Here is a 14,206-nt window from a genome sequence, read left to right as displayed (position 1 = left end):
CGGTCCCTACCGCGCCCGCTCGTCCGGCAGCTCGACGGTGCTGCACACCCGGACCAGCGCCGGGGTCCGGGGCGCGGAACCGAAACCGAAGGTCACCGGCGGGGAAAGCGGCGCCTGCGCGCCCAGGTCACGCCCGTCCAGCTCGGCCCGGGCCGAGCGCAGGGAGTGCAGATCCCGCGCGCCGTACCACTCGCGCCGCCCGGCCCCGGCGCTGCCGAGCGTGCGCACCCCCGGCAGCAGACGGGCCGGCACGTCGCACAGACGCGCCCAGCTCCTGCTGCGGGCCAGCTGCGGAGGGACCGCGCGCAACAGCCGCCCCAGCGGTGTCCGGGAGCCGACGGCCAGCCACAGGCGCAGCGGGCCCGCCGTCACGCTCCACCGCGCGCCCGCCACCTCCACCGCCACGGGGACGACCCGCACCCGGTCGAAGGTGTAGGTCGCGGCGACGAACTCGGCGACCGGCCCCGAGGGGGCGAACAACGTGCGCCGCCCGTCCGGGCCCTGGAGCATGACGTCGCTGAACGGGCCGAACGGCGAGCGGGGCCAGTGGCCGAGGACCAGCCGGGTGCCCGAGGCGGTGCCCACCCCCGCGATCCAGCCGTCGAACAGCAGTCGTCCCCGCCGTACCCCGGCGCCCGAAGCGGTCATACGGGACAGTCTGCCCGCCCGGACCCGGGTCCGCCCTCCGCGGGGGCCGGTGGCCCGGTCCGGGAAGGGCACGGTCTCGCACAACCACTGCCCGGGACCCGGGAGATCGCGTTGTGCGGGCCTGCGGGCGCCTCTGGAACCCAGATCGCCACTCGGGGGCCGGAGGTCTCAGGACGCCGTAGAGGGCCGGAGGACAGGGAAGGGTCACGCCCGCCGGACGCCGGCAGGCCGTGGTCGCAGGCGCGGGAAGAGGCCGATCGGGCCCCGTGCCGCGGAGCCCCGTACGCAGCGGCTCGCGCGAGAAAAAACAGCATCAGGCGCGATGACGTGTCGTCGGCGCCCCCGTTCCGCCTGGATCAGGCGTGCGAACCGCGAGCCCGCTCGCACGTGTGTGCCCATCGATGTCTCGCTCATGTGTACCAGCGCTCATACCAGAGCGGGACCCTGCGCGTACGGGATTGTCAACTGGTCGCGGCCCCTGTTCAGTTGGTGACTACTGTGTGTTCTCCGGCGGTCACCCGAGCAGGGGTGCCGGCGGCGCGGCAGCGCGCACCCAGCAGTACTCAGCAGGAGCCCACACACCCGTACCGAGGACGCCGATGTCACACCTCCGCGCACCGGCCCCCCGCGCAGACCGCCCAGACGGCGGGGCGCGGCACGGCCGGCCGGGCAGCCCCCTGCCCGAGACGCACATACGGACCCTTCTGCTGCGCACAGCGGTCCTCCCGGCGGTCGCCGTGGCCCTCAGCGGAACGGCTGCCGTCCTCATGGTGCTCGGCGCGGGCCCGCATCCCAGTACGGCCGTCAGGGTCGTGCTCGCCGTGGCCGCGGCCGTCGCGGTCGCCGCCCTGTGCGGCGCCGTCCTCGCCGCGCGCCGCGCGACCCGCACCCTGCTGGACCGCATCGCCGTCCTGCGCAGCACCAGCGCCCGGCGCCAGAGCGAACTGCGCGGGCTCGTCGACCGCCTGCGCAGGGGCGAGGTCACCCCCGTACGCGATTCCTCGCCGCGGCCCGACCGGGGAGGGGACGGACTCGACCTGCTCGCCGACGAGCTCGGCCGTTCGCACGACGTCGCGATGGCCTCGGTCGTGCAGGCCTCGAAACTCTCCAGCCAGGCCGGCAGCGAGCAGAAGGTCGAGGTCTTCGTCAACCTCGCGCGCCGCCTTCAGTCCCTCGTGCACCGCGAGATCCAGCTCCTGGACGAGCTGGAGAACGAGATCGAGGATCCGGCGCTGCTCAAGGGCCTCTTCCACGTCGACCACCTCGCCACCCGCACCCGCAGGCACGCCGAGAACCTCGCCGTGCTCGGCGGTGCGATGTCCCGCCGCCAGTGGAGCCGGCCCGTGACCATGACGGAGGTGCTGCGCTCGGCCGTCGCCGAGGTCGAGCAGTACTCCCGGGTCAAGCTGGTCCCGCCCGTCGAGGGCACGCTGCGCGGACAGGTCGTCGCCGACGTGATCCACCTGCTCGCCGAACTGGTCGAGAACGCCACCCAGTTCTCCTCCCCGCACACCCCGGTGCTGCTGCGCGCCGGCCGGGTCGCCGCGGGCCTCGCCGTGGAGGTCGAGGACCGGGGCCTGGGCCTGCCGGTCGCCGAACAGCACCGGATGAACGCGCTGCTCGCCGACCCCGACCAGGTCAACATGGCGAGCCTGCTCCAGGACGGCAGGATCGGCCTCTACGTCGTCGCCACCCTGGCCCGCAGGCACGGCATCGCCGTCCGCCTCCAGAGCAACATCTACGGCGGCGTGCAGGCCGTCCTCGTCCTGCCCGCCACTCTGCTCGGGGAGGAACCCGAGGCGCTCGAACCGGTCGCGGAGAACAGCCCCGCCCCGGCGATCCCCCTCCCGCGCTCCGCACGCCCGGCCACGCCCCCGGCCCTCCCCGCACGACCCGAGCCCAAGCAGCCCACGCAGACCGGGCCGGGGCGGGACGTGACGACCTGGACGACCGGCGCGCCAGGGCCCGGCGTGACAGGGCCGAAGCGGGAGGAGACGTCCGGACCGGGGCCGGACAGGCGGCCGGCCGACGGCCCCGTTCCGCCCGCCACGCCCCGCCGGACCCGCGAGGCCACCGCGCGCCCCGCCCCTGCCCCTGCCCCCGCCCCCGTCGCGGAGCAGGCGCCCGCCGCCCCGCGCACCCCCGTCGTCCCCCAGCGGCAGGCCCACCGCGCACCCGGCGGGGACACGAGCGAGGGGGCCCCGCCGCCGCTGCCCGTCCGGGGCGCACCGGGCTCGCACGCCGCCCGCCGCACCCCGTCACTGGAGCCCGCCGCCCGCCGCACTCCGCCACCGGAGCCCACCACCCGCCGCACTCCGCCACCGGAACCCACCGGAACCGGACGGGCGTCCGCCCCCAGGCTCCCGGTACGCGGGGCCGACCGGGAACGCCCGAACCCCGCCGAGGCCCGCCCCGGCATCCGCCCCGGCGAGCTGACGCCCGCCGACGCCCCCGGCGGTATCACGGCCCTCACCCTGCGGGACGGCACCCCGGTGGCCGGCCCCGCCAGGCCCCCCGGACTGCCCCGCCGCCAGGCGCAGACACACATGGCCCCGCAACTGCGGCGCGGACCGCAGCCCGACCGTCCCGAGGAGGACGCCTACGTCGGGCACGATCCCGGCCTCATGGCCGCCTTCCGTACCGGCTTCGGCCGGGGCGAGGCCGGCGAACCGCCGGGCGTACGCGTCCCCGAACCCCGGCTCGAAGAGCCACCCGGCACCGAGCACGCCGACCGGCCCCACCCGCCCGCCGGCTGATGGCCCCACCCGTCCCCGCATCCCGGGCCGGCAAAGGACCGGCCCGCGCACCCGCGCGGCGCGCGCCCCGACCTCCCGCCCCCGTACTCCAAGGAGCCGACCCCATGGCGAGCGAAGTGCCCACGGGCCATGCCCAGGACGTGACCACCGGCCATGTCTCCGACCTCGACTGGCTGTTGAGCGGCCTGGTGCAGCGCGTACCGCACAGTACGAGCGCCGTCCTGCTCTCGGCGGACGGACTGGTCAGATCCGTGCACGGCCTCGACGTGGACAGCGCCGACCACCTCGCGGCCCTCGCCTCCGGGATCTACTCCCTCGGCCGCAGCGCCGGCGCCCGCTTCGCCGACGGCGGGGACGTACGCCAGGTCGTGGTCGAACTGTCCACCGCCCTACTGTTCGTGTCCTCGGCGGGCTCGGGCACCTGTCTCGCGGTGCTCGCCGGCAACGAGGCCGACCCCGCCGTCCTCGGCTACGAGATGGCGATGCTCGTCAAGAGCGTGCGCCCCTACCTCGCCGTCCCGGCCCGGCGCCCGGCCGTCACGGCGGCACCGGCGAGGACCCGTTGAGGGCCCTGGCCGTGACGATCGGGCAGGACGGCCCCTGGCTGGACGACGCGGCGGGCCGGCTCGTGCGGCCCTACACCGTCAGCGGCGGCCGGACCGAACCCGCCACCAGGTTCGACCTGCTCTCCCAGGTGCTCGCCACCGGCACCCCGGCCCCCGCCCACCTGGGACCCGAGCACAACCAGGCCCTCGGACTGTGCGGGGCCCCGGCCTCCGTCGCCGAGCTGGCCGCGCAGTTACGGCTGCCGGTCGTGGTCACCAAAGTGCTGCTGTCCGACCTCGTGGACTGCGGCGCGCTCGTCAGCAAACCCCCGGACTCCTTCCACAACCCCACGGACCGGTCCCTACTGGAGGCACTGCTCGATGGACTACGACGACGGCTCTGACACCTTCCCCACGGCGCTCAAAATCCTGGTCGCCGGCGGCTTCGGGGCGGGCAAGACGACCTTCGTGGGCGCCGTGAGCGAGATCGCCCCGCTCAGCACCGAGGAGCTGCTGACCAGCGCCAGCGCCGAGACCGACAACCTGGAGGGGGTCGAGCAGAAGACCACCACCACCGTCGCGATGGACTTCGGCCGCATCACCCTCGACCGCTCCCACGTGCTCTACCTGTTCGGCACCCCGGGCCAGGAACGCTTCTGGTTCATGTGGGACGAACTGTCCGAGGGGGCGCTCGGCGCGGTCGTGCTCGCCGACACCCGCAGACTCCAGGACTGCTTCGCCGCCGTCGACTTCTTCGAACAACGCGGACTCGGCTTCGTCGTGGCCGTCAACGAGTTCGACGGCGCCCACCGCTACGACCCGCAGGAAGTACGGGCCGCCATCGACCTGGCCCCCGAGGTGCCCGTGGTGCGCTGCGACGCGCGCATCTCCAGCTCCGGCATCCAGACCCTGCTCAGACTCGTCCAGCACCTGCTGACGAGCACCGAACCGACCGCCGCGAGCAGCCAAGGGGTCAGGGCGTGACCTTCGGCAGGCTGCTGCTCACCCCCGAGGACGCGCAGGCCCCCGCCCGGCTGGAGCGCCTGCGCGCGCTGGGCCTCGGCGAGCGGCCCGAGCCGGCGCTCGACGCGGTCGCGCAGCGGCTCGCCGACCGGCTCGACGTGCCCTACGCGGCGGTCAACTTCGTCACGCCCGTCCACCAGTTCCTCGCCGGACGCCACCCCTGCGCGCAGCCCTCGACGGTACGCCGGACCCTGCCGCGCGACCACGGCTACTGCCCGTACGTCGTCGTCCGCCGCAAGGCCCTGGTGCTGGAGGACGTGCGTCAGTTCCCGCGCTTCGCGACCAACCCGGTGGTCTACCAGTGGGGGGTGCTCGCCTACCTCGGCGCCCCGCTCATGGACGGGGACGGACTCGCCCTCGGCACCGTGTGCGCCGCCACGCGCGAACCCCGTGCGTGGGGCGGCGAGGGCCTCGACGTGGTGAAGACGCTCGCGGCGGAACTCGGCGAGGAACTCACGCGCGAGGTACCGCGAGCCCCCGCCGCGAGCACGGGCGCGGGGGGCCGGTCGGCCCACGCGGGGGCATGACCTCGCGCACGCGGGGGAGAGGGGAGGGGCAGGCCGTCACGGGCACACCCGCCCCGTACCCCACCGGAAGGACCCGACCGCGATGACCAGTTCCAGCGCCGACACCACTCGTACCCCCGGCGTGCTCCAGACCGGTGACGGAGTGGCCCTGGCCACGTACACCTGGCTGCCCGAGGCGGGGAGCCGGCCGCGCGCCTTCCTGCAGATCGCGCACGGCGCCGCCGAGCACGCCCAGCGCTACGACCGCTTCGCCCGGCACCTGACCGCCCAGGGCTACGGCGTCGTCGCCTCCGACCACCGGGGCCACGGGGCGAGCGCCCAGTCCACCGGCGGCTTCGGCGTCACCGGGGACACGGGGGCCGACACCTGGCGCGCGATCCTCGCCGACCTCAAGGCCGTCGGCGACCAGGTGCGGGCGCTGCACCCGGGCACCCCGCTGCTGCTGCTCGGCCACAGCCTCGGCTCGATGCTCGCGCGCGAGTACGCCCAGGAGTACCCGGACGACCTGGCCGGGCTGATTCTCACCGGCGCCTTCCGCTCGCTGCCCGGCGCCGAGCCGGAGACCTCGATCGCCGTCCTGGAGAAGGAGATCGACACCCACGGCCGCGACCACCTCTCCTCCTTCGTGCCCGGTCTCTTCGCCTCCTTCAACGACCCCTTCCGCCACCGCACCGGCTTCGAGTGGCTGTCGCGGGACGAGGCGGAGGTGGACGCGTACGTCGCGGACGAGCGTTGCGGCTTCCCGTTCTGTGCCGGGCTGTCCCTCGACTGGGTGCGCGCCTCCCGCCGGGTCAACGACCCCGAGCGCCTCGCCCGCATGCCGCGCGACCTGCCCGTCCACGTGGCCTCCGGCACCGAGGACCCGTGCAACCAGCGGATGACCCTGATCTACGAACTGCTGGAGGACCTGCGGTACCTGGGCGTCGAGGACCTCAGCTGGAAGGGGTACGAGGGGGCCCGCCACGAGATCCTCAACGAGACGGTGCGCGAGCAGGTGCACGCGGACCTGACCGACTGGCTGGACGCCCACGCGCTGTGAGCCCGGGCCGCGTCGCCCGGCCCCGCGTCGCCCGGCGCCACTTTGTCGGTGCCGTGCCCTACGGTCTCGTCATGTCTGAAGCCCCCTTCGCGCCCACCTCCGCCGACGTCCGCGCGATCTGCCTCGCGCTGCCGGAGACCGTCGAGAAGACGGCCTGGTCCATGCCGACCTTCCGGGTCGCCGGGAAGATGTTCGTCACCGTGCCCGACGACGAGACCTCCTTCGCGGTGCGCTGCCCGAAACAGGAACGGGACGAACTGGTCCTCGCCGAGCCGCACAAGTTCTGGGTGGCCGAGCACGAGGCGTTCTCGGCGTGGGTCCGGGTCCGGATCGCCGCTCTCGACGACGCCGCCGAACTGCGGGACATCCTGACCGACTCGTGGTCCCAGGCGGCCCCGCCGCGCCTGCTGGCCGCCCACCCGGAACTGTGCCCCCGGCCGGAGTCCCACGGCCCGCGCTGACGGACGCTCGTCCGCCCGCCGGAATCACCGGCGCCTCCCGGCGCCCGCCGTGGCATGATCCACGCGAGGCGGCAAGGCCGACAGATACGGGAGGACACGGCACGGATGGCCGGAGAACCGGAAGCGCGGGACAGGGACCCACAGACGGGGACAGCGGCGGCAGCGGCCGAGGGGCCGGTGCGCCCGGCGCCCGCCGCCCCCGGGGCGCCCCCGGGGATCGCCGCTCCCCCCGTCGGCGGCCCCTTGGACGACCCCCTTCCCGGGGGCCGACAGCCGCTGTGGACCCGCGACTTCGGGCTGTTCTTCACCGCCCGCGCCGTCGCCAAACTGGGCGACACGATGCTGCCGGTGGCCCTCGCCACGGGACTCCTCCAGGAGGGGTACGGGGCCGGCGCGGTCGGCCTCGCCATGGCCTCCTCGGTGGCCCTCTTCGCGGGCCTCGTCATCTTCGGCGGCGTCTTCGCGGACCGGTTCAACACCCGGCTGCTGATGATCGGCGCCGACAGCGTCCGCGTCGTGACGCAGTCCCTCGCGGCCGTGCTCTTCTTCACCGGACACGTCGTGCTGTGGCAGGTCTGCGCGATCGGCGCGGTCAACGGGGCGGCCTCCGCCCTGTTCCAGCCCGGGGTCGCCAGTACGGTGCCCCGGCTCGCCGCCGACGTGCAGAAGGCGAACGGAGCCGTCCGGGTCGCCGAGTCGGTGGCGAGCCTGGGCGGCCCCGCCTTCGCCGGGCTCCTGGTCGGGTTCGCCTCCGCGGGCGGCGTCTTCGTCGTGCACGCCGGCACCTACCTGGTCAGCGCCCTGTGCCTGATCCTGCTGCGGCTGCCAGCCGCCGCCCCCGCCGCCGCGCCCCGCGCCACCCGGTTCCGCGCCGACCTCGTCGAGGGCTGGTACGAGTTCCGCTCCCGCACCTGGCTGTGGGCGGTCATCGCCGTCTGGGGCCTGTTCACGATCGCCGCGTGGGGCCCGGCGGTACCGCTCGTGGCGACCTCCGTCGTCCAGGACCACGGCCCGAAGGCGTACGGGCTCGTCAACTCGGCGCTCGGCGCGGGCACCGTGATCGGCGGGCTGCTCGCCCTGCGGCTGCGCCCGCGCCGGATGCTGCGCGCCGGGGCCCTCGCCTTTCTCGGCGTGTGCCTCTTCCCCGCCGGTGTGGGCGCCGGGTTCCCGGTGGCGGGCATGGCGGCGTGCTCGCTGGTGGCCGGAGCCGGCTCCGCGTTCTGGGGCGTGATGTGGGCGACGACGGTGCAGACCCAGGTGCGCCCGGACGTCCTCAACCGCATCCACGCCTACGACGTCGCCGGCTCCCTCGCGCTGATGCCGGTCGGCCAGGCGCTCGCGGGGCCCGCCGCCTCCCTGTTCGGCACCGACACCGTCCTTCTCACCGGCGGGGTGGTGATCGTCGTGGTCGGCCTCACCCTTCTCGCCGTGCCCGACATCCGGCGCCTGACCCGCGTCGACGCGCCACCGGAACGCCACGGCAACCTCGCCCCGCGACCACGGGGGACCGAGCGCTCGCGCGACGACCGCAAGGCCCCGCCGACCCGGGCCGGCTGAGCGCCCCGGCACCCGCCGCCGGTCACCCGGCCCGTGAGTCCAGGAAGGCCGTGACGCGCTGCCGCAGGCCGGCGGCGTCCAGACCGTGTGCGGCGGCGTGCTCGGCCGCCGTCCCGTAGCGCCGCAGCTCCCGGCGGCCCACGCCGAGGCCCAGCACGCGGTGCGGCCGGTCCACGAGCGCCTCGGCGACCACCGAGGTGGAGGTCCCCGCGTAGTACGGCTCCACCAGCACGACGTCCGGGACCGCCCCCGCCAGGGCGTGCCGCAGCCCGGCCCCGTCGAAGGGCCGCACCGTCGTCGCGTACAGCACCGCCACGTCGAGCCCCTCCGTCGCCGCGAGCACCTCGTCCAGCACTGGCCCGACCGCGAGGACCACCCCGGCCCGCCCTTCCCGCACGAGGCTCGCGCGGGCCCCGTCGACGGTCCGGCCCACCGCGTTGACCTGGTCCGACAGCCGTACGTAGACGCGTTGCCCGCCCGCGGCCACCGCGTGCCGCAGCAGCGTCTCGGCCTCGTCCGGATGGCCGGGGACGTGCACGGTCCACCCGTCGAGCGTGTCGAGGAGGCCGATGTCACCGGGGGACATGTGGGTGAACCCGCCCGAGGCGATGTCGAAGGAGGCCCCGGAGCTGACCAGCACCCCGCCCACGTCCTGATGGCCGAAGTCCAGCTTGAGCTGCTCGAAGGGCCGCTCCACGAGGAAACTCGCGAACGTGTGCAGCACGGGCCGCAGACCGCTCAGCGCGAGTCCGGCCCCCGCCCCGACGAGCAACTGCTCCCTGATCCCGACGTTGACGACCCGCTCGGGGTGGCGGCGCGCGGCCCGGGTGAAGCGGTCGGCGCTGATCTCGGCGAGGACGAGGGCGATCCGGGGGTCCTCGTCCAGCAGCTCGGAGACGGTGGTGGCGAAACGGTCACGCATGGTGTCCACGGCGGTGCGGTCCTTTCGGGAGAACGGTGTGCGCGGTGCTTCCTGCACGGGGCGGTGTGCGTACGGCGGGGTCAGGCACCCGAGGTCTTCGGCTCCACCCGGGCGACCACGGCGAGCGGCCGGCCCGGGTGCGCGGTGGTGAAGGCGGACAGCAGTGCCGTGTGGTCGCGGCCGTCCACGGTCCGGGTCTCCCAGCCGCCGACCCGGAAGCGTTCCGCGATGCCGCCGGGGCGGGCGTGCCGGGCGGAGGAGTTGTCGATCACGACGGTGTGCAGCCGGTCGAGCCCGGCGGGACCCGCGAACGCGACCGCCTCGTGGTTGGACCCCTCGTCCAGCTCCGCGTCGCCGACCAGCGCCCAGACCGCGGGCCCGCCGCGCCCCTGGGCCCGCAGCCCCAGGGCGACACCGACCGCGAGCGGGAGCCCGTGCCCCAGGGAGCCGCTACCGATCTCGACGCCGGGGACCAGCGTCCGGTCCGGATGGAGACCGAGCCGTGACCCGAAGGACCCGAACCCGTCGAGCCACTCCTCGGGCAGGAACCCCTTGGCGGCGAGCACCGAGTAGTACGCCATGGGGCCGTGCCCCTTGGACAGCAGGAACCGGTCCCGCTCCGGATCGTCGACGGAGCCCGGGGAGACCCGCAGCACCTGGTCGTACAGGACCCACAGCACGTCGAGGGTCGAGGTCGCGGCGGGCCCGTGCTTCTCGTCGCCGGTGAGTCGTTCCATGAGCCGGGGAAGCTCCGCGTACCCGAGGCTGCCGGGGGCGGACGCTGAGGTCGTCGTCATGCGGCGACGCTAAAACCCCAAGCGAACTTGAGGTCAAGCCGCCGGCTCGTGCGGACCTTCCGGGGGAGGGAAAAGGCGTGCGCGACCACCCGTCGGAGTGCGGTATGGTTTCTGTGCGCGTTCGGCCAGGGAAAGCCCAGGTCACTCGCGCAACGGGACGTGGCGCAGCTTGGTAGCGCACTTGACTGGGGGTCAAGGGGTCGCAGGTTCAAATCCTGTCGTCCCGACTTTACGAAGTCGCAGATCAGGGCCGTTTCCGGAGAGATCCGGGAGCGGCCTTTGGTCGTTTCCGGGGGGTCGGCGGGGCCCCGGTGTCCTGCGCGGCCGAGCGGATGTGCCCGTCGGCGGTACGGTTTCGCGCGCCGTGCGCTCGACGGCGTGATCGATGATCACGGCGCCGAGCGCACGACGGTGGGGCGGGGGATCGTTCGACGGCCAGACGGCGGGGCCGCCGCCCGCGGTCAGAGGTAGACCGGGGAGACGGCGGCCTTGACCAGTTCGTGCGGGGTGCCCCGGCCGTCCGCGGGCACCGTGTACAGGTCGGCGCCGAAGTCGCCCGGCAGGGCGTACGTCACGTGCCGGTCGTCGCTCCAGACCGCCTGGTCGTCGACGCTGCGGGACTCGGCGAGCGCGGTCTCCCGCATCGTGCGCAGGTCGAGCGCGTACAGGCGCCAGGGGGCGTCCGCGGGCAGACCCGCGACCCGCTTCTTGTACACGATCCGGGTGCCGTCGGGGGACAGGGAGGGGCACTCGACGTTCTGGTGCAGCACGGTGACCGTGCGGGTGGGCATGTCGCCGCGCACCAGGTACGTCTTGCGGCCCGTGGCCAGCGTCGCGTAGAAGTGCCGGTCGTCGCGCTCGAACGTGACCCCCCAGAAGTTGACGTCCGCGGACCGGTAGCGCCGCCCGTCCTTGACGATGCCGTACACCTCCAGGGACGGGGTCAGCTTCCCCGTGCGCGTGTCCAGGATCGCCGTCCGGGTCGAGAAGTCCGTGCCCGCGTAACTGTCGCCGCCGACGAACGCGGTCCACGCCGCGTACCGCCCGCTCGGCGAGACCCGGGCCCGGGAGGGGATGCCCGGGACCGGATAGTGCGCCCCCTCGTGCAGACGCGCGTCCACCACCGTGGCGCGGTAGGTGTCCGTGAGGGCCCCGTGCACCGCCTGCAGACAGACGCCGGTGCCCGAAGCGGCGTGGAACCGCAGGCATGTGAGGCCGCCGGCCGTGGCCGTGCGGGTCCCGGCGGGAGCGCTCGCCGCGGTGGAGGCCAGTTCGTCGCGGTGCGGGCCCCAGGCCATGTTGCGGAAGACCATGCGCCGCGCCCCCGGGCCGAGGCCCACCTCGCCCGTCGTCACCCGCGGGCCGTCGGGGCGGGCCTGGTCGCGTCGGTCGGCGCGGGCCGAGGCGCGCAGGACGGACACGGTGGCCACCACCGCGAGCACCAGCACCACGGCGACCAGGACCGAGAACTTGCCGCGATGGCTCATGCCGTCACCTCTGTCTTTTCTGTCTGTTCTGTTGGTGAGTGCGTGGAGGGGCGGAGGGCGTACGACACCACGCCGCACACGCCGAGCAGGGCGGCGGCCGTCCCCAGCGCCGTACGGTCTCCCCACGCCGTCCAGGCCGCGCCGAAACCCAGCGAGCACGCGAAGCGGGCGGCGGCCTGCCCGGTCTGCACCACCGCCAGCCCCGAGGAACGGCGGGCCTCGGACAGTCCGGCGGAGGCCGCCGCCATCAGCACGCCGTCCGTCGCCGCGTAGAACGTGCCGTGGAGCAGCAGCACGGCGTACGGCAGGGCGGGGCTGTGGGCATGGGTGAACAGCAGGGCGTACACGGCGAGCAGGGCGAGATGGCCGCCGAGGAACACGGGCCAGGCACCGATACGGTCGCAGAGCCGGCCCAGGGGAGCGGCCAGGATCAGGAACGCCGCGGCCGTACCCAGCGGCAGGAGCGCGAACCACCTTTCGGAAACCCCCAGTTGGCGCTGGAGGATCAGGTAGACGAAGGCGTCGCTCACCGTCGCGAGGCCCAGCAGGGTCGCGCACAGCGTGATACGAAGCAGGGCGGGCGAGGGGCGGGTGGGGCGCGCCCGCCCGGCCGTTTCGGGGCGGGGGCCGACGGGCCCGGCGCCGCGCCCGTTGCGGGGGACGAACAGGACCAGGACCGCCACGCCCAGTGCGGCGACGCAGAAGCTCACCGTGAACACCGCGTCATAGCCGTCCACCGTCGCGCGCAGGATCAGGAAGGCGACCAGCGGTCCGAGCAGCGCGCCCGCCGTGTCCATCGCGCGGTGTACACCGAAGGCCCGGCCCCGGTTCTCGGGGGAGCTGCTGAGGGAGATCAGCGCGTCGCGCGGGGCGGTGCGCAGGCCCTTGCCGGTGCGGTCGGCGGCGAGGACCACGCCGATGGCCGGGAGTGAACCGGCCAGCAACAGCAGCGGTTTGCACAGGGCGGAGAGGCCGTAGCCGAGTACCGCCACCGTCTTGTGACGCCCCGGACCGCTGTCCGCGAAACGGCCGCCGACCAGGCGCACCAGGGCCGAGAAGCCGTTGTAGACGCCGTCCAGCAGACCGAAGCCGAGTGGGCTGAGGCCCAGACCCGTGACCAGGTACAGGGGCAGGACCGCGGTCACCATCTCGGAGGAGACGTCGGTGATCAGGCTCACCGTGCCGAGGGCGAGGACGACGGGGCCCGCGGCGCGCCGCCGTCCGGCCCGAGGCCGGCCGGCGGGCTCCGCGGACGTCTGCGCCGGAGTGGAGGCGCGGCTGTCCGCTACATACATGTCAGGACGCCCAGATCCCCGTGATGTCCTTGCCGTTCCCGGCCTGCCCGGCGTGCGGAAGGCCGTGCATGTCCTCCAGGGTGCGGAGCAGGTCGTAGTGGTTGTACGTGGTGGCGGACGTGGCGCCGGACTTGACCTGCTGGCCGTAGAGCACGGTGGGGATCTTGTTGCCGCTGAGACGGTTGTCCTCGTCGAAGGTGACGACGAGAAGGCTGTTGTGCGTCCTGGCCCAGGTCGCGTAGGCGCTCAGGTTGTTCTTGAGCCAGGTGTCGCCCGTGCCGACCGAGCAGTCGTGCATATCGCTGCACAGGTTCGGGACGACGAAGGAGACCTTGGGCAGCGTCGAGTAGTCCGAGGGGAACTGGGCGAAGGTCTTCGCCGACGAGGTCGGCACGTTGCTGAAACCGAACCACGGGTTGTGCTTGCGGGCGTAGTTGCCGGACGAGCAGGTGGTCGACCCCTGGCTCGGCAGGGTCTCGTTGTAGCTGCCCCACGATTTCCCGGCGGCGATCAGCTCCGAGGCCAGGTTCGGGGCGGAGGAGAAGCCGGGCGTGTAGCAGCTGTCGTCCGTGATGCCCTGGGTGGAGCCGGAGAAGAGCGCGAAGTAGTTCGGCTGGCTCGGGTGCGTCTCGGCGTACGAGGCCGTCAGGTTGGCTCCGCCGGTGGCGAGGCTGTTGAGGTAGGGCGCGCTGGAGGAGCCGATGACCTGGTTGTAGGCGTGGTTCTCGAAGACCACCACGACGGTGTGATCGGGCGTGGGCACGGCGGTGGCCGCCTGGGCGGGCGCGGCGCCGGAGAACGCGAGCCAGCCACCGGTGGCGGCGGCCGCCAGGGCGAGGGCCGAGGCGGCTGCCTTTCCGCGGGCGCGCCTGAGGAACGATCTGCCGGACACGAGGGACCTCCGATACGTGGGGGAACGGGATCTTGGCGGTGCAAGGCAGAGCATGCACACGCCAAGGATCTCCGGTGTCACGTAGGGCGGCCGGACGCGTGAATCGTCGGTGAACCCTCGGGTTCGCCGGGCGCGGACGGGCCCGCGCGGGGCAGGCGGAACGGCGCGCCGCGGGGCACGGCGGCCGGTGGGGAAAGGGGCGGGGAGTGCTCTCTCGGGTGAGCAGCATGATTGACCCGCTGTTTCCGCCGCGTCAA

The 14,206-nt window shown here is 74.1% G+C and carries 14 protein-coding genes and 1 tRNA gene; 9 read left to right on the top strand and 6 right to left on the bottom strand.

Translation table 11 applies throughout. The features are described from left to right. Positions 1 to 6: 6 nt before the first annotated feature. Entirely contained in the window at positions 7 to 648 is a 642-nt protein-coding gene (locus AB0J21_RS01710; RefSeq protein ID WP_363143749.1) for a hypothetical protein, read from the bottom strand. A 599-nt stretch (positions 649 to 1,247) separates the two neighbouring features. On the opposite strand from AB0J21_RS01710, the gene AB0J21_RS01705 reads away from it, so the two are divergent. The 8 genes from AB0J21_RS01705 to AB0J21_RS01670 all read left to right on the top strand — a co-directional run bounded on the left by AB0J21_RS01705 (position 1,248) and on the right by AB0J21_RS01670 (position 8,556). Beyond that, positions 1,248 to 3,404: an ATP-binding protein gene (locus AB0J21_RS01705; RefSeq protein ID WP_363143748.1), complete on the top strand. Its 2,157-nt coding sequence runs from the start codon at positions 1,248 to 1,250 to the stop codon at positions 3,402 to 3,404. A 104-nt stretch (positions 3,405 to 3,508) separates the two neighbouring features. Next, on the top strand, positions 3,509 to 3,970 hold the full coding sequence (locus AB0J21_RS01700; protein ID WP_363143747.1) for a roadblock/LC7 domain-containing protein: 462 nt from the start codon (positions 3,509 to 3,511) through the stop codon (positions 3,968 to 3,970). Between the two features lie 11 nt (positions 3,971 to 3,981). Then, on the top strand, positions 3,982 to 4,353 hold the full coding sequence (locus tag AB0J21_RS01695; RefSeq protein WP_363143746.1) for a DUF742 domain-containing protein: 372 nt from the start codon (positions 3,982 to 3,984) through the stop codon (positions 4,351 to 4,353). Then, entirely contained in the window at positions 4,331 to 4,933 is a 603-nt protein-coding gene (locus AB0J21_RS01690; RefSeq protein ID WP_363143745.1) for an ATP/GTP-binding protein, read from the top strand. Before AB0J21_RS01695 ends, AB0J21_RS01690 begins: the two co-directional genes overlap by 23 nt. After that, positions 4,930 to 5,499, top strand: a complete 570-nt coding sequence (locus AB0J21_RS01685) for a GAF domain-containing protein (RefSeq protein ID WP_363143744.1) — start codon at positions 4,930 to 4,932, stop codon at positions 5,497 to 5,499. Before AB0J21_RS01690 ends, AB0J21_RS01685 begins: the two co-directional genes overlap by 4 nt. Positions 5,500 to 5,581: 82 nt before the next feature. Continuing rightward, complete coding sequence (locus AB0J21_RS01680; RefSeq protein WP_363143743.1) at positions 5,582 to 6,538, top strand: alpha/beta hydrolase; 957 nt, start codon at positions 5,582 to 5,584, stop codon at positions 6,536 to 6,538. Positions 6,539 to 6,609: 71 nt separating this feature from the next. Beyond that, a complete protein-coding gene (locus AB0J21_RS01675) occupies positions 6,610 to 6,999 on the top strand; it encodes an MmcQ/YjbR family DNA-binding protein (protein WP_363143742.1) in 390 nt (129 codons plus the stop codon). Between the two features lie 276 nt (positions 7,000 to 7,275). Further along, entirely contained in the window at positions 7,276 to 8,556 is a 1,281-nt protein-coding gene (locus AB0J21_RS01670; RefSeq protein WP_363144071.1) for an MFS transporter, read from the top strand. A 22-nt stretch (positions 8,557 to 8,578) separates the two neighbouring features. Here AB0J21_RS01670 and AB0J21_RS01665 read toward each other — a convergent pair whose 3' ends face one another. After that, complete coding sequence (locus tag AB0J21_RS01665; protein ID WP_363143741.1) at positions 8,579 to 9,487, bottom strand: transketolase; 909 nt, start codon at positions 9,485 to 9,487, stop codon at positions 8,579 to 8,581. A gap of 71 nt (positions 9,488 to 9,558) precedes the next feature. Then, on the bottom strand, positions 9,559 to 10,275 hold the full coding sequence (locus tag AB0J21_RS01660; protein WP_363143740.1) for a transketolase: 717 nt from the start codon (positions 10,273 to 10,275) through the stop codon (positions 9,559 to 9,561). A 153-nt stretch (positions 10,276 to 10,428) separates the two neighbouring features. Between AB0J21_RS01660 and AB0J21_RS01655 the strand changes: the two genes are divergently transcribed. Further along, a tRNA-Pro gene (locus tag AB0J21_RS01655) sits at positions 10,429 to 10,502 on the top strand. 234 nt (positions 10,503 to 10,736) lie between these two features. On the opposite strand, the gene AB0J21_RS01650 is transcribed toward AB0J21_RS01655, so the two are convergent. Genes AB0J21_RS01650 through AB0J21_RS01640 form a run of 3 tightly spaced genes read right to left on the bottom strand, consistent with a single transcriptional unit; the run spans position 10,737 to position 13,949 of the window. Then, positions 10,737 to 11,762, bottom strand: a complete 1,026-nt coding sequence (locus AB0J21_RS01650; RefSeq protein WP_363143739.1) for a TolB-like translocation protein — start codon at positions 11,760 to 11,762, stop codon at positions 10,737 to 10,739. Next, on the bottom strand, positions 11,759 to 13,057 hold the full coding sequence (locus tag AB0J21_RS01645; RefSeq protein ID WP_363143738.1) for an MFS transporter: 1,299 nt from the start codon (positions 13,055 to 13,057) through the stop codon (positions 11,759 to 11,761). Before AB0J21_RS01645 ends, AB0J21_RS01650 begins: the two co-directional genes overlap by 4 nt. A 1-nt stretch (position 13,058) precedes the next feature. Further along, positions 13,059 to 13,949, bottom strand: coding sequence for an alkaline phosphatase family protein (locus AB0J21_RS01640; RefSeq protein ID WP_363143737.1), 891 nt, complete (start codon positions 13,947 to 13,949; stop codon positions 13,059 to 13,061). Between the last annotated feature and the right edge of the window lie 257 nt (positions 13,950 to 14,206).

The sequence above is a fragment of the Streptomyces sp. NPDC049954 genome (assembly GCF_040656295.1).
Taxonomy (GTDB): Bacteria; Actinomycetota; Actinomycetes; order Streptomycetales; family Streptomycetaceae; genus Streptomyces.
Note: the sequence above shows the minus strand (reverse complement) of the source record. Positions and strands in the feature narration are given on the sequence as shown.